The sequence below is a fragment of the Coleofasciculus sp. FACHB-542 genome (assembly GCF_014695825.1).
In the GTDB taxonomy this organism is placed as follows: domain Bacteria; phylum Cyanobacteriota; class Cyanobacteriia; order Cyanobacteriales; family FACHB-T130; genus FACHB-T130.
This window is the reverse complement of the sequence record NZ_JACJPB010000021.1, coordinates 77,982-103,635: the sequence shown is the minus strand read 5'-3', so window position 1 is coordinate 103,635 and position 25,654 is coordinate 77,982. Positions and strand designations below refer to the sequence as shown.

Genomic DNA, 25,654 nt, shown 5'->3' with positions numbered 1-25,654 from the left:
GAAGAATAAATTTTTTAATTTTTAATTGATACAGGGGGATGAATGAAAGAATTGAAACGAATTTTGCTAGTTGAAGATAGTCCCAACGATGTTGAGTTAACACTCGCAGCGCTAGAGGAAAACCATCTAGCGAATGAAGTGGTGGTCGTGCGCGACGGGGAAGAAGCGCTAGATTATCTCTATCGACGGGGGATTTTTAAGCTGCGGATTGAAGGGAATCCGGTCGTGGTACTGCTAGATCTAAAATTACCCAAAGTGGATGGGCTGGAAGTGCTAGCACAGTTGAAGTCTGACCCTACGATGAAAGTAATCCCAATCGTCATGCTGACTTCTTCACGGGAGGAGCAAGATCTGATTAGGAGTTACGATTTAGGGGTGAATGCTTATGTTGTGAAGCCCGTTGATTTTCATGAATTTGTGAACGCCATCAAGGAAATCGGGCTTTTTTGGGCAATCGTCAATCAGCCACCACCTGGTTCTTTACCCATTGCCTGTACTGTCTAAGCAGGTAGAAGAAATTAAGCATTCACGATGGAGTTTATTCATGAAAACAAGGGATTATAAACGAAAATTTTTTAAATTATGAGTTTTAAATTTGGAATCAAAAAAAAATCTAATCACTCAAAATCAAAACTTTCATTTTCAGTTTTCAGCTTTAAGCAGTAATGTTGATTTCCACGGTTGCGCTGAATAATCAAAAAAAGGTTTGAGTCCTGTGAAAGTACTGCGTATCCTCCTACTCGAAGACAGTCTGCTAGATACAGAACTCATCTATGCGAATTTAAGCAATGGTGGGATTGACTGCGAGTTGGTGCAAGTAGAGACGCGCACTGACTTTGTTACAGCACTAGAAACAGACTCTTTTGACTTGATTCTCTCAGATTACTCACTGCCGTCGTTTGATGGCATCTCAGCGCTGAAAATCGCTCGCTCCCTTTGCTGCGATGTGCCATTTATTTTTGTCTCGGCGACGATTGGCGAGGAATTGGCGATTGACACTCTGAAAAACGGTGCGACAGACTACGTGGTGAAGCAACGGCTAGAGCGACTGGTGCCATCAGTCATGCGAGCTTTGCGAGAAAGCCAGGAACGCAGCGATCGCAAAGCTGCGGAACAAGACCTACACAAAAGCCACGAGCGGCTCAAGCTTCTATCGGAAACGGCAAGCAAGTTACTGTTGAACGATCGACCGCAAGAACTGATCGAAAACCTATTTCAAGAACTTTCTTCTCATCTAGGGCTTGAAGTTTATTTCAACTACTTGGTCGATCGGGAAAAACAACTTCTGCATTTAAACTGTTGTGGTGGAGTTTCCGAGCAAGTTTCTCAAGAAAGAGAGTGGTTGGATTTGGGTGAAACTGTGTGTGGACGTGTCGCTTTAGAGCGTCACCACTTCGTCGCAGAGAACGTTCAGCAATCCACAGACCCGAAAATAGAAATGGCGCGATCGCTGGGAATGACAGCTTATACTTGTCACCCGTTACTCGCCCACGGTCAGCTCATGGGAACCCTTTCTTTTGGCACCCGCAACCGCATCCGTTTCGAGACGGATGAAATTGAATTGATGAAGGTTGTTTGCGATCAGGTAGCGATCGCATTAGAACGCGCCCAAATGTTGACCCGTCAACGGCAATATACCAGCCGTTTGCAACGCCTCGCAGAGGCATCCGTTTCCATCAACTCAACCCTATCTCTCGACGAAATGCTATCGCTGATTACCGCACAGTCCCGCGAAATTATCGGGACACATCAGTCAGTCACTAGCATCACGGTAGGCGAGAACTGGGAACAGGCGATTAACTCAGTTTCTCTGTCAGATAAGTACGCGCAGTGGCGAGATTACAGTGAAACAACCGATGGTTCTGGCATCTATGCACTGGTCTGTAGCATGAAGCGCCCGATGCGGATGACGCAAGCCGAACTAGAAGCACATCCAGCTTGGCGGGGTTTTGGGAAGGCGGCGGATAAACACCCACCCATGCGGGGTTGGCTGGCTGTCCCGCTGATTGGTCGTAATGGAAAAAATATCGGTTTAATTCAGCTTTCCGACAAATACGAGGGGGAATTCACCGAAGAGGATGAAGCCATCCTGGTACAAATGGCTCAGATGGCATCGGCGGCGATTGACAATGCACAGCTTTACCAAGAATCTCAGCAAGCGAATCGCATGAAAGATGAGTTCTTGGCGATACTTTCTCACGAGTTGCGATCGCCGCTCAACCCAATCCTCGGTTGGACGCAACTACTCCGCACGCGAAAGTTTGACCAAGCTACCACCACTCGTGCGATTGAAACTATCGAGCGCAATGCTAAGTTGCAGACACAGCTCATTGATGATTTGCTGGATGTCTCGCGGATCATCCGCGGAAAAGTCGGTCTAAATATCTCCCCAATCAACCTAGTCTCTACCCTTGAGGCAGCTATCGACACGGTGCGTCTGGCGGCTGACGCGAAATCGATTCAGCTTCAGTCTTTCCTCGATCCATCTGTAGGGCTGGTTTCGGGCGATTCCAGCCGCATACAACAAGTTGTTTGGAATTTGCTCTCAAACGCGATTAAGTTTACGCCGGAAGGCGGTCGTGTTGAGATAAGACTGTCAATGGTCAGCGGTCAAAAGTCATTCGCCAACGAACGCGAACTCATGACAAATGAAGGACTCAGGACTTATCGCAACTATGCCCAAATTCAAGTCCTCGACACCGGGAAGGGCATCCGTGCTGACTTTTTGCCCCATGTCTTTGATTACTTCCGACAAGCGGATGGCTCAACGACTCGGAAGCACGGTGGACTGGGACTCGGTTTGGCAATCGTGCATCATTTAGTAGAACTGCACGGTGGGACTGTCTACGCAGAAAGTCCGGGCGAAGGACAGGGAGCAACTTTCACAGTAATATTGCCACTTATCAAGAGTGAGGCGAAAAAACTAACAATGGAAGAAGATGTTTTATTGGGTTCTGAATCCTCCGTCGGCAGCGCTTTACTCGATGGCGTGCGAGTACTGGTTGTGGACGATGATACTGACACGCGGGAATTTCTGACCTTCATGCTGGAACAATATGGCGCTGAAGCGATCGCAGCGGCATCGGCACAAGAAGCATTTGAGCGAATCCCTCAAGTCAGACCGGATGTTCTGGTGAGTGACATTGGGATGCCCGACGAGGATGGCTATTCTTTGCTTGGGAAAGTGCGGAAACTGGATGCCACCCAAGGAGGAGAGACTCCGGCGATCGCGCTGACTGCCTATGCGAGGGAAGAAGACCGCACGCAGGCTCTCTCGGCAGGCTTTCAGATGCATTTGGCGAAGCCAGTTGAGCCAGATGAATTGGCGAATGTGGTTGCAAAGCTGGCGGCAAGCACTTCAAACCGATAACTGCTAATTCTAATAGATGAATATAAATAGAAATAGTGGTTTGTACAATTGGGTAGTTTTTCGCAGCGATCGCTAGTCTTAACCCTTAGAGTTTTTCGTAGCGATCGCTAGTCTTAACCCTTCCAAGGTTAATCAAACTTTTTTTAAATTTAATAAAACTTAATCTTATATTAACGAGGATTTTACCACTTTTAGGTCTGCAACTCAAACCCCCCAGGAAAGTTTTTTGTTTATAGCTTGCTATCTCTTTGGAAGGTTGATCTCTCATTAATAAGAAATTAATTTACTGATATCAAAGCATTTTTATCTATCGGAAATAAACAGTTTGTACTCCTAACAGAACCAGAGACGATCTCAGTTCAGCCTAGGATACGTTTCTGCAAACTTTGCCTTTCTCAAACGAATCGTCTGCATTGATGACGAGCTGAAACTTTATCTGTAGCACGAGCTATTTTTTTCGGGCTTCTTATCAGAGTATTAAGCAATTTTAAGCAAAGTGAGTAAGCTAGCCATCAAATAAGCCGGTTGAGAAAATTTAATTGTCTTTATTTGTTTCCTAATCAACTATTAAACCTTTGCTTGATAAAGCAACAATGTTATATCGCCAATCGGTAAACAAACTGCGAAAATTCCTACCAAACCTCCGCTCTTTGCGTCGCTTTGGGATATCTATTCTTCTTTTCTTGGGCATCGTATTGTTTAGCTGGTTCGTGATGGCTCAGCAGCCAGTCACGCTCAACCTGTTGCTGCCTGCCCCTGATGCCCCACCCTTGCAGCGGATGATCAAAGACTTCGAGGCAGAGAATCCAGGCATTCGCATCAACATCGTTGAAGGTCCTAACGCTACAAACTTGGTTGAAGACCTCTATACCTCTGCTTTCATCTTGGGAGAATCTCCTTATGACCTGGTGGTCATGGATATCATCTGGACGCCAAAATTTGCGGCGGCGGGTTGGCTGCTAGACCTCAGCAACCGGATTTCCCAAGACCAATTGGCAGCATTTTCACCCAATGATGTCGAAGGGGGACGTTACGAAGGCAAGCTGTACCGACTGCCAATTCGTTCTGATGCGGGGATGCTCTACTACCGGAAAGACTTGCTAGCAGAAGCCGGATTGCAGCCACCAGAAACTTTTCAAGATTTGATGGCAGCTTCCAAAACCTTGCAGAAGACAGGAAAGGTAACATGGGGCTACCTCTGGCAAGGTCGCCAATACGAAGGAGCGGTGGCAATGTTTATGGAGGTTCTCGAAGGCGCTGGTGGCTTCTGGGTGAATCCCGACACGTTAGAAGTTGGGTTAGATCGACCGGAATCCTTAAGAGCCATCGAGTTTTTGCGTAGCACCGTTCAGGAGGGGATTGCCCCGCCTGGGGTGACAACCTACCACGAAGAAGATACCCGACGCTTCTTCCAGAACGGTCAGGCAGCGTTTTTAAGAAGTTGGCCTTATGTCTGGCCCTTAGCGAATGAAGAGACTTCGCCCATCAAGGGAAAAATCGGGATTAAACCGATGGTTCACGCCGCCGGTCAAAGTGGGGCGGCTTGCCTAGGCGGGTGGGGTTTTGGAATTTCTAAATCCTCTCGACATCCAGAGGAAGCCTGGAAAGCGATTCAATACTTTACCAGTGAAGAAACACAGCGGCAATTCATATTGAAAGAGGGCTATCTGCCCAGCCGACGGGAATTATTTACAGACCCACAGATTGTCGCTAAATACCCCCACTACCCGCAGATTTTAGAGGTGGTGCAAAAAGCCGTCTTACGTCCGCCGATTGCACAATATGCCCAAGCCTCTGATATTTTGCAACGCTACCTCAGTGCCGCACTCACCAACCGAACGAGTCCGGAAAAAGCAATGCAATCTGCCGCGAATGAAACGCGCCGACTCCTCAACGCGGGTCAAGCGAAACCGTCGGCATAACCAGGCAACCCTGTAAAAGGCAAAAGTAAATCAAAACAATATTTGCGGTTTCTTTTGCCTTTTCACCTTGGACTTTTGACTTTTTTAAGAGTTAGTCTTTTGAATTTTTACCTTTGACTTCATGATGAACCTGAATACAATCCGAGGTCGGGAACAACGCACGGGCTGGATCTTACTACTGCCTGCCTTGCTTGTCCTGTTATTGGTCTATGGCTACCCGATTGTCCGGGCATTCTGGTTGAGTTTGTTTACGAAGAACCTAGGAACCGAGTTGCAACCTGTCTTCGTGGGTCTGGATAATTACGGGCGGATGGCGGGGGATGGTCGTTTCTGGCAGAGTTTCTGGACAACAACAGTCTTCACTACCTCAGCCGTCATTATCGAGCTATTACTAGGGCTGGGAATCGCTCTGGTTCTGACTCAGAAATTTCGGGGAAGAAGCTTGGTGCGAACGACAGCTATCTTACCGTGGGCATTACCGACTGCTCTGATCGGTCTTGCCTGGGGTTGGATTTTTAACGACCAGTTTGGCGTTGTCAACGACATTCTTCGGCGAGTCGGTCTCATAGAAGGTGGGATTAACTGGCTGGGAGATCCAACGCTGGCATTGATGGCGGTGATCTTTGCCGATGTTTGGAAAACCACGCCGTTTATCAGCATTCTGCTCTTGGCTGGGTTGCAGTCGATTTCGCCTGACCTCTACGAAGCCCATTCGATTGATGGAGCAACCCCTTGGCAAAACTTCACTAGAATTACGCTACCGTTGCTGATGCCGCAAATCTTGATTGCACTGCTATTTCGATTTGCCCAATCTTTCGGGATTTTCGACTTGATTGCGGTGATGACAGGTGGCGGGCCTGGAGGTTCGACGGAAGTGGTCTCGCTGTACATCTACTCCACCGTGATGCGCTACTTAGACTTTGGTTATGGTGCGGCGCTGGTGGTAGTGACCTTTACGTTGCTGATTGTAGCAGTAGCGATCGCTAGTTTCTTGCTCAGTCGCTCTCGTGCCAAAACTTCAGGAGCCGCTTAAGTTATGACTGTCATTCCCCAAGAACGCCCAACCGCTCCAACCCCAACCAAGGGGAAAAAGTTTTCCTGGAAAAAAATCTTAATGCCCCTGGCAGTTGCCCTGGTAGTAATCTTCTGCCTAGCGCCAGTTTTATGGCAACTGCTGACTTCATTCAAAGTCAATGAGGATATTGCCGCCGTTCCCACGGTCTATTTTCCCACTCGATACACCCTTGCTCACTACATTGAGTTATTCGTTCGTCGTCCGTTTTGGCGCTACATCTTAAATAGTGCCTTCGTCTCGATTACTTCCACTGCTCTAGCTTTAGCCATTGGGGCACCCGCTGCTTACGCTCTGGCACGATTGCATCTTCGGGGCGGCAAAGTTATCCTTGCTGGTGTCCTAATCATTACTTTATTCCCTGGAATTTTGTTGTTCTTGGGACTGTTAGAAATTGTCCAGGCATTTCGCTTGGGTAACAACTATTTGGCGCTGATAGTTCCTTATACTGCTATCAATTTACCGTTGACGATTTTAGTGCTGCGAAGCTTTTTCGAGCAATTGCCAAAAGATTTGGAAGATGCTGCTAAAGTCGATGGCTATAATACGTTCCAAATGCTGACGCAAATCTTACTGCCGATGACGGTTCCAGCTTTGGTCACGACTGGAATTCTCACCTTTATTTTTGCTTGGAACGAGTTTATCTTCGCCCTCACCTTTATTACTCGTGAAGATATGAAGACGATTCCGGTTGGGGCTGCTCAATTAGGCGGTGCGTCCCTATTTGAAATTCCATACGGGCCAATTGCTGCGGCAACGGTCTTGGGAACTTTGCCCCTAGTTTTACTGGTGTTGTTCTTCCAGCGCAAGATTGTCCAAGGTTTAACAGCGGGTGCTGTTAAAGGATAAAGGGATGAATTTTGAGTTTTGAGTGATGAATGAATCACTCAACCTTAAAAATCATCCCTTTTCTCAGACTGAGCCAGAAACCGAGGTAAAAAAACTTTCAACCTTCAACTTTCTGCAACTTTCAACCTTCAACCTGTTTAAAATCATGGCTAGACTCGAACTCCGAAACTTAAATAAAACCTATAATCCCAAAGTCATCCCGGTCAAAGACGTTAGCTTGAGCGTAGAAGATGGTGAGTTTCTCACGTTACTTGGACCTTCTGGATGCGGTAAATCTACCATTCTGCGGTTGATTGCAGGTCTAGAGGAACCCACACGCGGTCGGGTCTCCATCGGGGATAAAGATGTTACAAACTTGCGACCGGGCGATCGCGACATTGCAATGGTATTTCAAAGCTATGCCCTTTATCCTCACATGACGGTTTACGAGAATATCGGTTCTGGTCTCAAACTGCAAAAAACACCCCCGGAAGAAATTAAACAACGGGTGGCAGAAGCTTCAAGAGTATTGGGATTAGACGAATTAATGAGCCGCAAACCGGGTCAAATGTCTGGCGGACAACGGCAGCGGGTCGCCCTAGCAAGGGCTTTGGTACGCCGTCCTCATGTCTTTTTATTAGATGAACCCCTAAGTAACTTGGATGCGCTGTTGCGGGAAAACGTTAGGGCTGAAATTAAGCAACTATTTGAATCTCAACACGTTCCGGTTGTTTACGTCACCCACGACCAGACAGAAGCGATGACGCTTTCTAGTAAAGTCGCTGTTCTCAACAAGGGCGATGTGCAGCAACTTGACCCCCCCGAACGTATTTATAATAATCCGGCAAATCTATTTGTGGCTGGGTTTGTGGGCAGTCCCCAAATGAATTTGTTAACGCTGCCTTGCCAGGGAAATTCCGCCATGCTAGGTAATTTTAGAATCCCGCTGCCGGAAGTTCCAACCGTGCCGCCGCAGATTGTGTTGGGGATTCGTCCGGAAAATGTTCGCATTGCACAACCTGAAGATAGAAACACCGTTCGGGGTCGGGTGTTTTTGGTAGAAAACTTGGGGATGAACAACTTAGTAAGCGTACGGGTTGAGGGTTCTGCTGGCGAACCCACGACAATTCGTACCTTGTTACCGACGGATCGGCGCTGGAGTGGCGAAGATATAACACTGGCATTGCCACTTCAGAATATCCACTGGTTTGATGTGCAGACGGGGGATGCTGTTTTTAGACGGCAACCGCTTGCGGTTGGGCGTTAGGCAACACTAAAGGTTCATTTTGCAATCAGAAAAAATTTTTGTTTGACTCGGTCAAAGAGCCAGGGGATTGTTTCCCTGACTCTTTGCTATGCCCCTACATCTGCGAAGACTCTACAGAGCTTGCCTGTGCTATGCACCGCTACGCTAACAAGCGATCGCGCTTCGGTAATGCTCAGAATGATAACCGGATTAAAATACTTTCTTAAAACACAAAACTGGTGCGGACGGTGCCGACATAAATTAGATCGTTGTTAGCATTGTGTTCGGGATTTGTAATTACAAAAAATCCTGGGGTAATCGCAATATTATCAGTGAGTTGATAGCGGTAAAAGGCTTCTAAATGTAAAGAGGTATCGGGATCTTCGCGCCCAACAACATCATTTTCAATTGCTTTAGGCGGTTGACCAATCACGAATCCGAGCAGATTACCGAGTCCACCGACATCGGGCAAAGCAAAGCTTAAAGCCCACGTAAAGATTTTGGCATCGCTGCCTTTATGTGGCTCGGATTCGGCACGAGCATTAATTAACCCTGTCCAGCCAGAAATGTTGAAGTTAGGGGAGACTTGATAAGAGGCTTGTAATCCATAAGCATTGGTAGAAAGAGCCGCACCATTAAAGGGGTCTTCGGCGTTACGACTGCCTTTGCCAGTGACGATGTTATAAGAATGAATATAAGTCAAACCCACACTCAGACTGTCTGTAGGATATAAAGTGACTTGAGCGATCGCGCCGTAACGACCCCCAAATAGACCCGTTTCCGCTTGATTGGTGTTCGATGCGAGATATCCCAAAGACAGCCGCACCGCTCGACTAATGCGATATTCTAAACCAAACCCCGTGCCTCCATTCAGCCCAAATAGCTGCGATTCTCCGGCAAAGTTAGAAACGGCAGCAAGAAGAGAATTGTTGACATAGGGATTGAGGGTAGGCGTAAAATCACCAAAGCCAATCCCGATCAGTCCAAAGTAAACGATCGCTTGCTCTGTCACCGGATACCGATAGAACAGTGCGCCAAGTTGAATGTCATTCTCGTTGTTTCCGGTGAATGAGAGTTTGGCAAAGTTGGTTCCCGTGACTTCTGCAAAGTTAGGCGTATTTTGAGCCGCTAATCGGGTTCTCAACAAGTCTTGACCAGAGAAACTGGTATCTAAATTCAATTCAACTCGGTTGCTGAGGACAACATTCGCATCGACATCCTGGTTGTTGATTTCGCCGCCACCAACTCCACTGACGGCAAACAGGATTTCTCCCCGGAGTCGAGTTGTCGTGGAAAAGCGTTGTTCTTCTAACTGAGTAACAGATGCCTCTAAGTTACCGACACGAGTTAACAAGGTTGCAAGTTCTGGTGCAAATTCGGTTTGTAATCGTTGCAGCGTCGCTAAATCTTCTTGGCTGGCAAGTTCGCCAGTTGAGGTTTGAATGAGTTGATTGATTCGATTGAGACAGGCATTTAACCCGGCGGCAAATTCATAGCGACTGAGTGCGCGGTTGCCTCTAAAGGTGCTATCGGGATAACCTGCAATGCAACCATAGCGCTCGACTAGGGATTCCAGCGCCTGGAATGCCCAGTCTGTCGGCTGCACATCGGAAAGTTGAGTGACGGAAGTGACTTGCTCCATCGAGTCAGCTTCTAGCTCATCTAGGCTGGTTGGCTCCAAGTCGTCGGGGGTTTGCGCTATTGTTGTCGCTTTTTCGCTTAACTCTGTTTCAATAACTGATTCAATAACTGGCGCTTCCGGTAAATTTGTATCGGTAGCGGCACGAGTCGGCTCAGATAGAACGGCAACTGAGCTGACATCTATGCTGACATCTATTGGTGAAAGCTCGGTGCTGTTTGCTCCTGGTGACTCCTGGGTTTCTGGGGTAGATGAGGCAATTGTTTCTAAGGAAGTGGTATTAGGTTCGGTATTGGCAATTTCTGTGGCGATCGCTTCTATAGCAACGGCACGATTGCACAATAGCAAAGCGACACCCCAGATGCCTATACCAAGTCCTAAAGCCCGGAATAGCTTAAACATAGTTCCTCCGCACACCTGTATACACGCTGGTGAAAGCGCTGAGTCGGCAAAGACAACCTGTGAAAAACTCCCTAGTTTTTCAAAATCTTTTGTAGTTAGGTTAAAACTCGGTTGTTCTCAGCTTTGCTCAACCGCGCTTTAAAAATTAATCTGTAGCTTGATTTTATCTATTATTTTCCGATTTTTAGCTGATTTGATGCAGTTATTGACATTCTGTAAACTTAGAAGCGGCGAATGAGAACTGCACAAATCTGAAGGGAATTATTAGGAGCGATCGCTCAAATCTTAAATGAAGGTTTAAAATTATATGTTCAAGGCGGAGCTACTTTTAAAATTCTTTGCTATAAAAAAGGTAAGAAAGATAAAGCATCCTTCTTAGGTAGCATTGTTGCTTATCATTTTCATGAATAATTGTTGAAGATGATATACGCGATCGCTTTGCCCTAAATGGCTCTCCCTTTAGAACAGCTTTCCAAGTTCCTGAATCGCATCTACCAGACACTCGCAACCCTAGGAGGTCACAACAATGAAGCGTCTTAAGCAATTGTCTCTGGCATTAATTGCAGGCACTCTTACCTTTGGCGTCGGCGCTTCTGGAGTAAACAATCCATCAGCGCAGGCGATTCAATTCTCAAATGGCAGAAGTTCTTTTGGTGTTCCTTTTCAATTAAGTAATACCAGAACAAGTCAAGCCAGCGTCCGGTTCAGAGGCGCAAGCTATTACTTCACTTTTAACTTACCAAAAACGGCGTCTCAATCTTTAAATCGAGTAACAATTCGTCAAAATGGTGGCAATTTAGTTGAATTCGATTCTGCCAGAACTAAAGCGTTTCTCAATGAGGAACCCAAAGAGAATTGTAAGTTGGGCGAAGTAAAAGTTGACAAAAAAACTCAGGAAGTTGACCTAGTATTCGATCCCCCAATTCAACCCGGTCAAACTGTAACGGTTGCCATTGGACCCTTTGAAAATCCTAGTGTTTCTGGGATTTATAACTTTGGCGTGTCAGCGTTTCCTACAGGCGATAAACCCGAAAAGCAATTTTTAGGTTATGGTCCTTTGCGCTTTTTTGATGCTCGGTAAAGTTTGTATTATCAATAAAGCTAAGCCGCAACCGCTGGGGAGTTTTCTCTAGCGGTTTTTTCGTGAATATTCTTGACAATATAGTGATTCTCGGTTAAGCATGATTTCTCTGTATGGGCGTTGTATTGTAGTGCGGGGATCGTCTGCCGCGATCGCGCCGAGCGAACTTACTCATACAGCCTAACTGGGGCTAAAAATCCTCTAAAAAACTCAGGGGAAAAAAGTTAAGCACAAACGTTTTTATAGATGAATTCATGGAAGTATAGCGATAGGATTAGATTTCTATTAAGTTAATTTAAAAATCTGGAAATTGTATAAGTTTGTAGCAAATAATACTAAATGAAAGGGTAGCAACCACAAACAGATTTGGCTGTGCAGGATACTCCGAGAGCCAAAATCCCCTTGGTATGATGAGAGCTTATTTCCAATTCCCTGCGTAGATTGCCCTAGACGACATCTTGAGTGCATCTTGTGAGCTATTTATGGAAAACCCAAAAAAAGTATCTTCGCATAAGCATATTGTTTTAACATCCCATCCTGGTAAATCGGGTAAAAAATCCGTTTCCGTTCATTGGGGAGAAAGCGATCCGATTAAACGAGGACCCATTATTGGGACATTAGCGAACCCAAATCAACGGAATGCAATTGGCACGCATTCGGGATCTTATGCCGTTTATCGGGCACTTGCGATCGCATCTGGCGCACTCCAGGCAAATCACCGCGCCGATTTAACCAATACCTCTCCGGTTGTCCACATTGGGCCATATCCCAGTTGGGCAGATGCGAACAAAATTGTCTCACTCGATCCATTTGGAGCAATTGTGGGTGAAGTTTTCCCTTCATTTTATGAAGAGGGGTACGATATTCGTCCCACCATTGCTGTCACCAAAGCTCATATTAATATGCCGGAATTGCAAGATTCTGTGGCAAAAGGGCGCTTGCAAGTTGACGGTCAAATTATCAAAAATAACGGTAATTTAGTCGTCACAAAGGTCGCAATCGATCCAGTCTGGTATTTACCAGGGATTGCCAAGCGACTCAACATTGAAGAAAGCGATTTACGTCGCATTCTCTTCCAGCAAACAGGCGGGATGTTCCCAGAATTGGTAACGCGCCCAGATTTACACGTATTCTTACCACCGATTGGCGGCACGACGATTTATCTGATTGGCGATGTCGCCGCAATTACAGATCCCAACCGACTGCTTGCCGTGCGGGTACATGATGAATGCAACGGTTCAGATGTGTTTGGTTCCGATATTTGCACTTGTCGCCCTTATCTGGTGCATGGCATTGAAGTCTGCGTCCAGACAGCACAAGCAGGCGGCGCAGGGGTGATTGTCTATTTCCGCAAAGAAGGTCGTGCCTTGGGCGAAGTAACTAAATTTTTAGTTTACAATGCCCGGAAGCGTCAGGAAGGAGGCGATCGCGCAGATGCCTATTTTGCCCGGACTGAATGCGTGGCGGGACTTCAAGATATGCGGTTTCAAGAACTGATGCCGGATGTGTTGCATTGGCTAGGAATTACGCGAATTGACCGCTTGGTGTCGATGAGTGATATGAAATACAACGCGATTACAAATTCTGGTATCGAGGTAATCCAACGCATCCCGATTCCCGATGATTGGATTCCAGAAGATGCGTGGGTGGAAATTGCTGCCAAGCAAGCCGCTGGTTACTACACGCCGGGAGAGGTGCCCACTGCGACAACTCTGGCAGAAATTAAGGGACGGGGTTTAGGGGATTAGGTTTTTTAACGCAAAGGTTTACGCAAAGGTACGCAAAGTTAATCTTTGCGTTTTTATTGTTTATGAGCAATTCTGAATCGGAAGCGATCGCATATTTGAGGAGTCCGGTGGCAATTCGGGAAAGATGCGATCGCCTCTTTCTTTTAGGCTGTGAAGACAAACTGCGTTACTTTCGAGTTGATTTAACGCAGTTAGACAAATGCGCTGATTACGTTATCGGGGTGATGCGCGATGATTATCCCGATCTCGATATTCCTTTTCACAGTCGCTGGCGACATTTTGAAGTCGGAAATGTGCCTCGTCTTTTGGAACTTGAACAAGCTTTAACGAGACTGAATCGCTTAGAAAAAGCGAAAGTTAAGTTTGATTTAGCGATTGTTAGCGTTTTACTGGATGCAGGCGCGGGCACTCATTGGCAGTATTGCGAACCAGAAACGGGACAAGTGTTTCGGCGTTCGGAAGGCTTAGCCGTGGCTAGCTTCCGAATGTTTTTTCAAGGTGCTTTCTCTAGTCACTCGAAATTACCATTACAGGTAGATGCCGATGGACTCCTACAGTTAACAGAAGACGCTTTAGTGCAGGGTTTCCAAGTTAGTGAAAAAAATCCGCTGGTTGGGGTGGAAGGGCGCGTTCAGCTGCTACAGCGTTTGGGACAAGTCCTCGCTCAAAATCCTAAGTTTTTTGGCACCGAAAGCCCGCGTCTTGGCAATCTAGTCAATTATTTGTGGGATAGCAGCAATCATGGACAACTGGCTGCGAGTAAGGTGTTGAGTGCAGTTTTGGAGGGGTTAGGGGAAATTTGGTCGGGGAGACTTGCGATCGCTGGGGTAAACTTAGGCGATGTGTGGATTCATTCAGCTTTATCGGGAGATAAGAAAAGCGACAATTATGTGCCGTTTCACAAACTCTCCCAGTGGTTAACTTATTCTCTTTTAGAACCCCTTCAGGAACTCGATTTAAAAATCACTGGACTAGAGGAACTTACAGGTTTGCCCGAATATCGTAATGGCGGTTTATGTCTAGATACTGGATTGTTACAAGTCAAAGATTCAGCAGTTTTGCAGGAACGTCATCCAGTAGGTTCTGAGGTAATTGTAGAATGGAGGGCTTTAACGGTTAGTTTGTTAGATAAAATTGCGGCAACGATTCGACAAAAGCTGAATATGACTGCTGATGAATTACCCCTAGTAAAAGTTTTACAAGGAGGAACTTGGAGTGCGGGGAGAAAAATTGCCGCACAATTACGAGAAGGCGGCGTTCCTCCAATTAAAATTGCGAGTGATGGAACCGTGTTTTAATAGAAATTACCTGGTGAATATAGCAATTCTCTATTGGATGCAGTATGGTTTAACCCCACCCCTGCCCCTCCCCGTAAACAGGGAGGGGTTAAATATTCCCTCCTGCTTGTAAACGGAGAGGGGTTAAATATTCCCCCCTCTCCGTTTACGGAGAGGGGTTGGGGGTGAGGTTCTTTTATATATTGCACTCAAGTGAAAAGGAATTTTTGCTTATTTTTTAAGCCTGCGTAGGTAGGCTTTGTCTTTGTGCATCTTTCGAGAGGAATTTATTAATGAATGCTGAAGTCACTGTAATCGAACATCCCTTGATCCAACATAAATTAACCCTGATGCGGAAAACGGAAACTAGCACAGGAAAATTTCGCAATCTCCTCAAAGAAATCGGAATGTTGTTAGCTTACGAGGTGACGCGAGATTTACCGCTAAAATATGAAGAAATTAAGACGCCTATTGCCCCAATGTTGGCACCGATGCTGGCTGCTGAAAAGAAGATGGTAATTGTCTCAATTATGCGGGCAGGACAGGGGATTTTAGATGGAATTTTGGAACTGATTCCTTCAGCAAGAGTCGGACATATTGGTTTATATCGCGACCCGACTACTCATGTAGCGATTGAGTATTATTTCAAGGTTCCGAATGATATTGAACAGCGAGATATTTTGGTTGTCGATCCCATGTTGGCAACCGGAAATTCAGCCGTCGCGGCGATTGACAGAATTAAGGAAGTTAGCCCGATGTCAATCAAGTTTTTGTGCTTGCTGGCAGCACCAGAGGGGATTGCACACTTACGCCGCGAACACCCGGACGTGCCTATTTATACGGCTGCAATTGACGAAAAATTAGATGAACACGGTTATATTGTCCCAGGACTTGGGGATGCAGGCGATCGCTTGTACGGGACAAAGTAGCGATTTGCGCTTAGGATTTGATGATTGAAATCAGTTGGGAAATCTCGTTAACAACAAAAGTTGGGTTGAGTGCTAAACATTTTGCGCGATCGCCATAGCCATAAGTAGCCCAACAAGCATCTAATCCAGCATTTTTAGCAAACATTAAGTCTACATGACTGTCGCCAAATACTAAAACTTCGTTACTTTGAATGTCTGGATAAATCGGCTGGATGACTGAGTGGAATAATCTTGCATCCGGTTTGGTTGGCATTTGTCCGTCATCGCCAATAACTAGATCGAAGTCAGTATTAATTTTTAGCTTTTCTACGGCAAGCTTTAAAAACTTAGTGTGTTTGACGCTAACAATTGCTAAGTTCAAACCTTCGGAGGATGCAGCTTGAATCACTTGCTTTACTCCCGAAAATAAATTGATTTTTAATAAACCTTCTGTTTGGTAAAAGTGTCTGTAAGTTTGAATCCATTTAGGAATTTCTTCGGGCGCGATCGCTGGGTGGAAAATCGGGAAAGCCTCGGCAAGCGTAACGCCAATGACTGAGCGAATCTGTTCTTCATCTGGCGGGTCGATGTTAAATGTCTGGAAGGTTTTGATAACGCAGGATATGATAGCTGGATGCGTAATTGCTAAAGTGCCATCAAAGTCAAAAATAATTAACTGATATCGACTCATTGTTCGCGACTTTCAGGAATGTAAGGAACACCGAGGGCGGCGGGAGGGGTTGATTTGCCAGCTAATCCGACTAGTGCCAACAGGGCAATGACATAAGGCAACATTACTAAAAATTGATAGGGAATATTCAGATTAAAGGCTTGAATTCGCAGTTGCAAAGCTTCTGTAGCACCGAATAACAAGCAAGCTAAAGCCGTGCTGACGGGATGCCATCTGCCAAAAATCAAAGCTGCAAGGGCGATAAAACCTCTTCCTGCACTCATATCCTCTACAAAGAATCTGACGTGAACTAATGTTAGATAAGCTCCTCCTAAACCGGCAAGACAGCCGCTGAGAGTGACTGCAACATAGCGCACCTTGGTGACAGAAACGCCAGCAGTATCCGCAGCACGGGGATATTCTCCGACGGCACGTAAAGATAAGCCTAAACTTGTACGAAATAGCAGGTATGTACTCAGGGGAACTAACAGAAATAATAAGTAAATTAAGGGGTCTTGATTAAAGAGGAGATTACCGATAACTGGAATATTTTTTAATCCGGGAATGCCGATGATTTGAATTCCTGGTAGCTGCTGCGCCTGACCGCTATTAAATAAGACACGCGACCAAAAAGAAGTTAATCCTGCGGCTGTAAGATTGATGGCAAGTCCAGATACTAATTGATCGACGCGCAAGGTAACGCACAGATAGGCATGAAGCAGTCCGACCAATCCCCCGACGACGATTGCTAACAGCATTCCCAGCCAAACATTGCCAGTAAAAAATGCTCCTGCTGCACTCGCAAATGCCCCGGAGAGTAACATTCCTTCTAGTCCAATATTTAGCACTCCCGATCGTTCGGAAAAAAGTCCACCAAGGGCAGCAAAGGCTAATGGTACTGAGAGGCGCAGGCTAGCAATTAGATAGTCGGTGAAAAAGTTGAGAGTGTCCATGCTGAATGAGGAACCTCTCCCCCAACCCCTCCCCTGCAAGGGAAGGGGAGAAAGATCCCTTGCAGATAAAAAATTTCTTCTTCCCGCTCCGATTAGGAGCAGGAAGAGAGATGCGAAGGGGGCTGGAGGTTATGTTTTTTGTGGTCTCGTGTAGGAAAAATTAAATCCTTGCTTTCTTTACCTCATTGTGAAGGTTTGGGGAAAGCGCGATCGCTTATGAGAGATAAACAGACGCGATCGCACTTAAACTGGCAGTGCCGGAGTCGTCTGAGAAGTCCCTGCCATCGCACCAGAGTAAACCAGACCCCGTTGCATATCTAGGGTCAAAATCGCCCCATCCCGAATCATTTCCGTCGCCTTCTTGACGCCCACAATGACCGGCACCCCAAGGCGTAAGCCAATCACCGCCGCATGACTGGTTAGGCTTTCATCCTCAGTAATAATCCCAGATGCCTTGCGAATTGCTTCCACATAATCGGCATTTGTGCCCGGTACTACCAAAATTTCCCCATGATTGAAATTGCCCACCTCTCTGGCAGTGCGAGCCACTCGCGCTCGACCGCTCACCGATCCCTGACCAATCCCAATTCCCTTTCCAAGAATGGATGTCACCACCTCAACTTTAATCAGGTCGGTTGAACCAGAGATACCTTGGAGCGTCCCGGCAGTCATTACCACCAAATCTCCTTCAGCCAGCAGCTGTTTCTCCAGCGCCACATTGATTGCCGCTTGGAACGTCTGACCCGCAGAAGGCAAATCCAGCACTAGAAGCGGCTTCACGCCCCACACCATCTGCAACTGCCGCGCCACGTCTACATGGGGAGTCACTGCTAGAACGGGCGTTGAAGGTCGAAACTTAGAAACATTTCGGGCAGTGGCACCGCTTTTGGTCAACGACATAATCGCAGCTGCCCCTAGCTGCTCAGAAATTTGACCAACCGCCTGACTAATCGCATTCGTGATCGAGCGAGTGGTGCCCCGGACGTTCCGGGCGATTTGTTCTTGCTCAATCCGCACGGCAATCCGCGCCATCGTCTCCACCGCTTCGACGGCGTATTTACCCACCGCTGTCTCGTTGGAGAGCATCACGGCGTCGGTTCCGTCCAAAATCGCATTGGCGACATCGGAAATTTCAGCACGGGTGGGACGGGGATTGTTCACCATGCTGTCCAACATCTGAGTTGCCGTAATCACTGGAATCCCTAGTTGATTCGCCGTGGCAATCAGCCGCTTTTGCAGAATGGGGACATCCTCAGCAGGCAATTCAACGCCTAAGTCACCACGAGCCACCATGACACCATCGCTAAGCGAGAGAATCGCTTCCATTTGGTCGATGGCTTCGTGCTTTTCAATCTTGACAACCACCGGCACTTGCTTACCAGCACTAGAAATCAGCTCTTTAATTTCCAGCACATCCTGGGGGTTGCGGACAAAGCTCAGCGCTACCCAGTCAACGCCTTGGTCAAGACCAAACATCAAGTCTTTACGGTCTTTGTCAGTTAGCGCCTTAATTGACAGATAGACGCCTGGGAAATTCACTCCTTTGTTATTAGAAAGCGGGCCGCCGACGACGACGCGACAGTGCAATTCCCGCGCAGTGGGGTCTACCTGCTCGACCCGCATTTCCACTTTGCCATCATCTAAGAGAATCATTGCCCCAGATGGGACTTCATCTGCTAGAGGTTCGTAGGTGACAGAGCTAATTTCTTGGGTGCCTGGGACAGGGTGACTGGTTAGGATGAAGCGATCGCCCTTATTCAGGACGATTGAACCCGTTTCAAACCGTCCCAAACGAATTTTCGGGCCTTGCAAGTCTTGCAAAATGCCCACCGGCTGATTCAGTTCAAAAGCCATCTGGCGGATCAAGCGAATGCTCCGCTGATGGTCTTCATGAGTTCCATGAGAAAAGTTGAGGCGCAGGGTCGTCGCACCCGCTTCAATTAAAGCGCGTAAGACCTCTGGGCTACTGGTAGCAGGGCCAATCGTTGCGACAATTTTTGTCCGGCGCTGGGGATTTCGCAGTTGCATGGGGCAAAATTCAGGGACAGAAGAGGACTGCGTGTAACAGGAAAGCAAAGGGATACTATCACATTTGTTCCAACTCCTATTAGGGCTTTGGAGCTGGTTCCCCTCTCTACTGTGTGGGTATTATACTAAAAAGCTTATTGATTTTACGGGTTTATCGGGTCGCTTCGGTCTTGGTTGAGGGGTTTCCCGGTCTCAGGTGCCGGTTTCTTTTGACCCTCAGCAAGCGGCTTGTAAACTAGACCAGAAGGCATAATTGTCCCGGTGAGATCGGCACCTGTCACGTCAAATGCTTCCTTCGCTTTGACTCCCTGTAGACTCGCATATTGCAAGTTCGCAAACCGCATCTTCGTACCGCTAAGGTTCGCGCCATTAAGAACCGCATTATTCAAATTCGCATTTTCCAAGGTGGCTGCTGTAAGATCGGCTCCAGCTAGCACGACACTGGTGAGATTGGCATTGAGTAGATTGGCACCCTTCAAGTTGGCACCGCTGAGGTCATACCCAGTTAAGTTCACATTGCTCAAGTCACAAAATTGGCATTCTTTATAAATTAATAATCTCTGAACGTGTTCTGGATTCTCTGCTTTGACCGGCACTGCAAAGCAGACAGGCATCAACAGGGCAACAGCGAGGATTCCTGGTTTCATGGGAGGCTAGCCAACTGAGGAAATGAGTATCGATTGAACTGCCAAAACACCCTCTTGGTAGCCATGCGCGATCGCGCTATAGAATGCACAAAATCAGAACAAAAGAGTCAATGGGGATAGAATGCGATCGCTCAATATCCATTCAATCCAATGACACCTTTGAGCTTAGCATCCTTCCAGTTGGCACCCGTCAGGTTGGCATTTGCTAAGCTAGCTTGACCCAAATCTGTTTGAGTCAAGTTGGCATAACTCAGATTAGTATTTCCTAAATTGGCACCCCGGAGATCGGCACTGCTGAAATTGGTGTAACTCAAATTGGCTCCTGTCAAAATAGCATTCGTCAGATTGGCACTTTCTAGATTCGTACCCATCATCGACGCACCGCTTAAATTGGCAGACCGCAAATTCGCCCCGCGCAAGTTTACACCGCTGAGATTAGCACCGTTGAGATTGGTACTATCCAGATAAGCATCCTGGAGGTTAGCACCTGCTAAATTAGCGTTGGTGAGGTTGGCAAGCGGCAATTTGGCATTGGTTAAATCAGCATCGTTGAATTTAGCACCCGTCAAATTGGCACGATTGAAACCAGCACCCGTCAAATTGGCACCCGTCAAATTGGCATTTGTGAGCGTAGCACTTTGAAAATTCGCTGCTGTCAGCGATCCTTTTTGCAGATTGGCACCCGTGAGAATTCCCCCATTCAAGTCAGCATTATTCAAAGAAGCCTGACTCAAATCAGCATTGCTCAAGTTGACACTATCCATATTGGCAGTCTCTAACTGGGCATTATTCAACTTGGCACCTGTAAGATTGGCACCGGCTAAGTTAACAATTTGCATCTGAGCATCTTTTAGGTTTGCCCCGCCTAAATTGGCACCCGAAAGATTCGCTTCGAGCAAATTCGCTTGTCCGAGATTTGCACCGACTAACTGAGCAAAATTCAGTTGAGTTTGGGCTAGCTGGGCACGCTCTAGCTTAGCGCCCGTGAGGTTCGCTGCATATAAGTTTGCCCCCCGCAATTTAGCATCTGTTAAATCAGCAACAATTTTATTTGCAGCCGCCAATTTTGCCTGTCTCAAGTTCGCCTTTTCCAAATTAGCGGCAGTTAGTTTGGCACCGTTGAGCTGGGCACCCTCTAGCTTAGCGCCCGAAAGGTCAGCCGCCGTCAAGTCCGCACCGTCAAGCTGGGCATTCTTCAAGTCGGCGTTTCTGAGGTTAATCCCCCTGAGTTGGGCATCTTTTAGGTCACATCCAGGGCAAGTTTTCAGCGTCAGTAACTTCTGCAAGTCTTTGGAGTTTGCCGCTTGAGCTGGGGTTGGTAGGCCAAGCGTTAACACTCCGACGGCTGAAGTCGCAGCTAAACAAACCAAGCCCGCGAAGGCGGGCTTAAGGACAGCGAATTGATTAACGAGTTTTGGGCGCATGGGGCAGTTCTTTGAGCCGCGATTAACAACTACTTAAGAGCCACGATACTGGATGCGGTAAATCCGGTTATTGGCTTCTTCCGTCAGCAGCAAACTCCCATCGGGTAGCACGAGTAACCCCACCGGACGCCCCCAGGTGGTTGGAACAGAGGGGTCTAGCAGGAACCCAGTGAGAAAGTCTTCATAGTAGCCCTGAGGACGCCCGTTAGAGAAGGGGGCAAAGACAATTTTGTAGCCGGTGCCTTGGTTGCGGTTCCAGGAACCGCGAAAGGCAACAAAAGCGCCATTGCGGTATTTTTCTGGAAAGGTATTGCCGTCATAAAACTGCAATCCCAAAGCAGCAGAATGGGCTTGGAAAAGAACGTCGGGCGTCTTTGTTTGCGCTACCAGGTCGGGACGTTTGCTCTTTCCGTTGACCAAATGACGCGGGTCAAGGAGATTTGGTGCCAGGTAGGCGTAAGGCCAGCCATAGAATTCTCCCTGTTGGATGCGGGTTAGATAGTCGGGTACCAGGTCGTCGCCCAGTCCGTCTCGTTCGTTCACGGCGGTATACAGTTCGCCGGTGGTGGGGTGAAAGTCGAGTCCGACTGGGTTGCGTAAACCAAACGCAAAAGTTTGCTGGTTGGAACCGTCTAGGTTCATCACCTGTACAGAGGCGCGGGGGATGGCTTCTTCTGAAGCGTTGGATGCCGACCCAACTGAGACGTAGAGCTTTTGCCCATCGGGTGAGGCAACGACGTTGCGCGTCCAGTGCTGGTTGTAGCCGCCAGGGGTTAAGTTAGCGATTTTTTCGCCGGTTCCAGTGAGTTGTTGTTGTCCTTGCGTGTAGGGATACCGCCGGACTTCGCCTGTGTTGCCGAGGAAGAAGTATCCGCCCGCAAAAGTCATGCCAAAGGGGATATTTACCCCATTTTGGGAACTGGCAAAGGTTTGGCGGACATCAGCGACGCCATCGCCGTTGGTGTCACGCAGTAGGCGAATCTGGTTTTGTCGGGTTTCGGTGACTAATACATCGCCGTTAGGGGTGAGTGCCAGCCAGCGGGGTGCATCTAATCCATCGGCAAAGACATTGACGACGAAGCCAGCCGGGACGCGCAGGGTGGGGTTTTGCGGGATGGGCACCACGTTGGGCGAGTTGGAGGCGCTGTCGCTGGCGTAGGGTTTGGGTAAGTTATCGAGGTTGATGCGAATCGGTTGGGGTGTCAGGGGTTCGGTTCGCACCACGTTGTTGGTTTGCGTCGCTTGGGAAAGCTGTTGGTTCGGCTGTGCCGGAGTTTCTGTCGGTTGTTCGGTTGGTCGGGTTGTCTGGGGGTCGAGGGATGCCTGAGTTGAGTCACAGGCGGCTACTGTAGTCAGGATGAGCAGCAGCAAGAAACGTATCGATTTCATGTCAACAATGTGGGAACTCTAATTCCAGGGTAGTCATTGAAGACTAGAGTGCGATCGCGCTCATGCGAAGCGAGGCGTTAGCCTAGCGCAGAAAAAGTCAGTTCGCACTCTTCGTTTCAGATCGAGTATTTAGTTAGCCGCTGCTCACCCTACACCTGTTCCTAAATATTATTTTTTGAAGTAATTATTTATCAATTTTTTTGATTCCTGCTCCAATTGTTCGATTAAAGTCTGTTGAATTTTCTCAGGTAAGCTTTTGAAAATGCTTTCATAAGATTCGTTAAATGTTTCTATTACATCATTCACAAATAATTGAAAAACTTTGTCTATTGCTTTTGGGTCTTTACCAGAAACCCGGCCTACTTTTGATAGAGTATTCATTAATCTATTTTCTGTAACCAATGCAAGCATCGCCTCATGGAGCCATTTTTCATCACTCAAATAGTGAGAAGATGTTGCTAATTTTTGGTCGCCCCACTTTTCTGCCTGATGGAATCGGCTCTCTTCAGCGAATTTTGGAATTTTTCTCTTCAAGACCGGCCTAATTCTTCCCTTGGGAGTATCTATATAGATCGACTTTACAGGTTTAATGACAATCCCTTCCGCCTGATTGCTAAACGGCAATTTGGGTAAACCTAATAAGGCAGGAATAGTAGAATTAAACTCTATCTTCTGTGCAAGCGCTTGTTCGTATTTTCCAGTAAATAGCGGTTTAGCACCCAGCATTTCTACTTGCTGAAATAATTTCAGCGCTTTCTCATAATCTATGTAATCTCGTTTGGCAGTTCTATTATTTTCTTCAACAGCAATATCAAAAGCACAAAACTCAATTTTAGGTGAATAATAGATTCCTGTTTGGACAGCCTGAACACTAGGAACAGTCGCTACGTCAGGATGGGGATATTCTCCGCCAAACAATTCCCCATACACAGAAACTCTAAACGTTTCCGGACGTTCCAACTGGATAATTTTGAATATATCTTTGGCTTGTTGGGCTAATTTATATCTAAGCGTTTGATATCCAAAAAAGTCTTCGTCTGGCTGCAATAATTCTTTTCTCTTGGCAAAGCGAACGTCTGATCCGTCTGCGATTATACAGAAATTCGCCCCGTGAATTTTTTCAGTTACCACCCAGGCAGTTTTCTTGAAAATGCGATAATCTGATTCTGTTAAATTCCAATTATTCGAGCTTTCCGGTATTTTTTCATAGCTGATATGCGTCCAGCCGGTGAAGTTGCTTTCTTGTTTGTCCATCGGTTTTATTTTTTTGGAAAGAAGCTGAGAAAATGCGATCGCGTGGCTAGTTGAGGGATGCGATCGCGATTGAGCCGCTTGTGCCTTGAGTGCTATGTAACTCAGATCACTCGAAAGGCTGAGAATTTTCACACGTTACTCATCGAAGCGATCGCTCGGCGGGACGGAAAGGGGTGAGATATTAAATATCGTAGAGTTGACGCCCAACAACCATGCTTCCCCAAATCCAACTACTCCCCGGTGCTATCTCTGAAATCCTAGCCTCTGTCAGCGAAACTGGTATTCTGACTCTGGCTGACCGTTATGGACTGATGGCAGCTGCTCTGGATGAGTCCTTGGATGAAGAAGAAAGAGGTTGCGTCAACAGACTGCTGCGTTCTGTACTCAAAGGACGGGTAGCAGTAGTGGCTGACCTCTCCGCTGCTGCTTAATCTCGAAGTCAGAAAGTGTGCATTGCTGCTGCCAGGACAATGGGCGTTGAACTCAGCAGCGATCGCATTCTAAAATTATTGCTGCAAAGATGACGCAGATAGGCAGAGAATGGCTACCCGCATTAATGAGGCGATTTCTAATGAAGAAACCTTGAATGGTAAATTAATTCGGGTGGTGCGTCCGCAGGGATGAAGAAGCGATCGCGAGTTCAACGAATATCACAAAAAATGGCTAGCAAATTCAGCGACTCGTGCTTGGCTTAACCCACCGAAACTGATAAGGTTCGCCTTTTGAACCCCAAACTTGATTACCAGCGGCATCAAAAGCGCGATCTAAAGTGTCCATTCCCGTAGAATGCAAGACAATTCGGTTTGTTACTTTGACAGCGCCTTTGTAGTCGCTGGGACAACCCGCCTCTGGTGTCTCGCCAATGTAGCGATCGCCATCGCGTTTCAAGAATACACTACACTTGGCAGACCCAACTTCGCTCAATCTCACAACCCGCTTGGCTTCTGGCTGACTGCACAACCCAATGAAAGCTTCTGGTGAGGGGGGTTTAAAGGATTGCGATTCAATGCTTTGATTATCGGTAGTGGGGGCAATTTTCAAGAATCTTTGCCGGTAAGGTTTAGCAAGATTCTCAGACATGGCTTGTTCTTGATAGAGAAAAACTGCCTGGGGATTTTGTTTAGTATCCGCCACACTAACTTTACAGGTCGTCATTCTCACATTTGGAGCTTTTGGTTTGGCTTGCGCTTGTGCGGAAGTATCCATCACTCCTACCAAATGCGACACCACTTCCCCGACTTGCTGCTGAATGGGTAATGATGCCTGGAGGTTGTTCGCCGGACACGAATAAGCTGCTGTGCCAGTTGAGGAGACAAGGGCGATCGCGATCAAACTCCGAGTTCTTGTATTCTTCACAATAGTCTCCCAGTGCTAATCAAAAACATAACGTTCAGCAACGCGCCAGTAGCGAGAAAAGCGCTTAAGGTCAATATATCCGTCGTATTTCACAAACGGCTCAACAGGTAACACTTCGATAGGCAGCGATTCCTCAATTTTGTCGCAAATGCCGTCAAAACGGGGGCTAGGACTTTCTGCTGTAACGATTCCATCGGCACTGTGTTCCTTGGCAAAAGCGATAACTTCAACAGCGACATCCCCACGTCGAATCGTTACTGGAAGTTCTAGCAAACATTCATAAATAAAAGTAATCCGCTTGAGACTCAGCTGCCACTCTTCAATCAAAGCATCGTCCCAAACCCATATCGCGGGGCTTTCAGGGTATGCTTGCAATGCGGGATTTCCAGGACTTAAACAGTCTCCATGCACCCAAATTATCGGCTGTTTCATTAATTCAA

General features: G+C 47.0%; 21 protein-coding genes. 11 read left to right on the top strand and 10 right to left on the bottom strand.

The genetic code is table 11. The annotated features are described in order from the left end of the window. Positions 1-42 precede the first annotated feature (42 nt). The 6 genes from H6F52_RS05970 (at position 43) to H6F52_RS05945 (ending at position 8,459) form a co-directional block, all read left to right on the top strand. Positions 43-504 carry a response regulator gene (locus H6F52_RS05970; RefSeq protein WP_190411433.1) on the top strand — a complete coding sequence of 154 codons (462 nt, stop codon included), beginning with the start codon at positions 43-45 and terminating at the stop codon, positions 502-504. 211 nt (positions 505-715) lie between these two features. Continuing rightward, a complete protein-coding gene (locus H6F52_RS05965) occupies positions 716-3,370 on the top strand; it encodes a response regulator (protein ID WP_190532754.1) in 2,655 nt (884 codons plus the stop codon). Positions 3,371-3,963: 593 nt separating this feature from the next. Further along, on the top strand, positions 3,964-5,292 hold the full coding sequence (locus H6F52_RS05960) for an ABC transporter substrate-binding protein (RefSeq protein WP_190532751.1): 1,329 nt from the start codon (positions 3,964-3,966) through the stop codon (positions 5,290-5,292). Positions 5,293-5,413: 121 nt separating this feature from the next. Then, positions 5,414-6,325, top strand: a complete 912-nt coding sequence (locus H6F52_RS05955) for an ABC transporter permease subunit (protein WP_190436357.1) — start codon at positions 5,414-5,416, stop codon at positions 6,323-6,325. Between the two features lie 81 nt (positions 6,326-6,406). Then, the gene (locus H6F52_RS05950) at positions 6,407-7,213 is read left to right on the top strand and encodes a carbohydrate ABC transporter permease (RefSeq protein WP_242033863.1); all 807 of its coding nucleotides are present in this window, start codon (positions 6,407-6,409) and stop codon (positions 7,211-7,213) included. A gap of 145 nt (positions 7,214-7,358) precedes the next feature. Beyond that, complete coding sequence (locus tag H6F52_RS05945; protein WP_190411438.1) at positions 7,359-8,459, top strand: ABC transporter ATP-binding protein; 1,101 nt, start codon at positions 7,359-7,361, stop codon at positions 8,457-8,459. A gap of 202 nt (positions 8,460-8,661) precedes the next feature. Here the strand turns inward: H6F52_RS05945 and H6F52_RS05940 are convergent, their stop codons facing one another. Further along, positions 8,662-10,479, bottom strand: a complete 1,818-nt coding sequence (locus H6F52_RS05940) for an iron uptake porin (RefSeq protein WP_190532745.1) — start codon at positions 10,477-10,479, stop codon at positions 8,662-8,664. Between the two features lie 526 nt (positions 10,480-11,005). On the opposite strand from H6F52_RS05940, the gene H6F52_RS05935 reads away from it, so the two are divergent. The 4 genes from H6F52_RS05935 (at position 11,006) to upp (ending at position 15,514) form a co-directional block, all read left to right on the top strand. Further along, entirely contained in the window at positions 11,006-11,560 is a 555-nt protein-coding gene (locus tag H6F52_RS05935; protein ID WP_190526853.1) for a DUF2808 domain-containing protein, read from the top strand. 482 nt (positions 11,561-12,042) lie between these two features. Then, positions 12,043-13,308 (top strand): GTP cyclohydrolase II, encoded by a 1,266-nt coding sequence (locus tag H6F52_RS05930; RefSeq protein ID WP_190532741.1) that lies wholly within the window; start codon positions 12,043-12,045, stop codon positions 13,306-13,308. 62 nt (positions 13,309-13,370) lie between these two features. Beyond that, on the top strand, positions 13,371-14,606 hold the full coding sequence (locus tag H6F52_RS05925) for a URC4/urg3 family protein (protein WP_190532738.1): 1,236 nt from the start codon (positions 13,371-13,373) through the stop codon (positions 14,604-14,606). A 272-nt stretch (positions 14,607-14,878) separates the two neighbouring features. Beyond that, positions 14,879-15,514, top strand: a complete 636-nt coding sequence (gene upp, locus H6F52_RS05920; protein WP_190426659.1) for a uracil phosphoribosyltransferase — start codon at positions 14,879-14,881, stop codon at positions 15,512-15,514. 10 nt (positions 15,515-15,524) lie between these two features. On the opposite strand, the gene H6F52_RS05915 is transcribed toward upp, so the two are convergent. From H6F52_RS05915 to H6F52_RS05885, 7 genes are all read right to left on the bottom strand, one after another. After that, a complete protein-coding gene (locus H6F52_RS05915; protein WP_190532735.1) occupies positions 15,525-16,184 on the bottom strand; it encodes an HAD family hydrolase in 660 nt (219 codons plus the stop codon). Continuing rightward, positions 16,181-17,116, bottom strand: a complete 936-nt coding sequence (locus H6F52_RS05910; protein WP_190532732.1) for an ABC transporter permease — start codon at positions 17,114-17,116, stop codon at positions 16,181-16,183. The genes H6F52_RS05915 and H6F52_RS05910 overlap by 4 nt, the downstream gene beginning before the upstream one ends. Before the next feature lie 243 nt (positions 17,117-17,359). Further along, positions 17,360-19,144 (bottom strand): pyruvate kinase, encoded by a 1,785-nt coding sequence (gene pyk / locus H6F52_RS05905; protein WP_190532729.1) that lies wholly within the window; start codon positions 19,142-19,144, stop codon positions 17,360-17,362. Between the two features lie 143 nt (positions 19,145-19,287). Further along, positions 19,288-19,791 (bottom strand): pentapeptide repeat-containing protein, encoded by a 504-nt coding sequence (locus H6F52_RS05900; protein WP_190411447.1) that lies wholly within the window; start codon positions 19,789-19,791, stop codon positions 19,288-19,290. Between the two features lie 131 nt (positions 19,792-19,922). Then, positions 19,923-21,215: a pentapeptide repeat-containing protein gene (locus H6F52_RS05895; RefSeq protein ID WP_190532726.1), complete on the bottom strand. Its 1,293-nt coding sequence runs from the start codon at positions 21,213-21,215 to the stop codon at positions 19,923-19,925. A gap of 33 nt (positions 21,216-21,248) precedes the next feature. Next, positions 21,249-22,604: a sorbosone dehydrogenase family protein gene (locus H6F52_RS05890; RefSeq protein ID WP_190532723.1), complete on the bottom strand. Its 1,356-nt coding sequence runs from the start codon at positions 22,602-22,604 to the stop codon at positions 21,249-21,251. Between the two features lie 168 nt (positions 22,605-22,772). After that, positions 22,773-23,990: an RNA ligase family protein gene (locus H6F52_RS05885; RefSeq protein ID WP_347276189.1), complete on the bottom strand. Its 1,218-nt coding sequence runs from the start codon at positions 23,988-23,990 to the stop codon at positions 22,773-22,775. Positions 23,991-24,070: 80 nt separating this feature from the next. Here H6F52_RS05885 and H6F52_RS05880 point away from each other — a divergent pair, with 80 nt between their 5' ends. Continuing rightward, a complete protein-coding gene (locus H6F52_RS05880; protein WP_190532721.1) occupies positions 24,071-24,289 on the top strand; it encodes a hypothetical protein in 219 nt (72 codons plus the stop codon). 241 nt (positions 24,290-24,530) lie between these two features. Here H6F52_RS05880 and H6F52_RS05875 read toward each other — a convergent pair whose 3' ends face one another. Both H6F52_RS05875 and H6F52_RS05870 read right to left on the bottom strand, forming a co-directional pair. Continuing rightward, positions 24,531-25,214, bottom strand: coding sequence for a chromophore lyase CpcT/CpeT (locus H6F52_RS05875; protein ID WP_199299640.1), 684 nt, complete (start codon positions 25,212-25,214; stop codon positions 24,531-24,533). 15 nt (positions 25,215-25,229) lie between these two features. Further along, positions 25,230-25,646 (bottom strand): hypothetical protein, encoded by a 417-nt coding sequence (locus tag H6F52_RS05870; RefSeq protein WP_190430818.1) that lies wholly within the window; start codon positions 25,644-25,646, stop codon positions 25,230-25,232. Between the last annotated feature and the right edge of the window lie 8 nt (positions 25,647-25,654).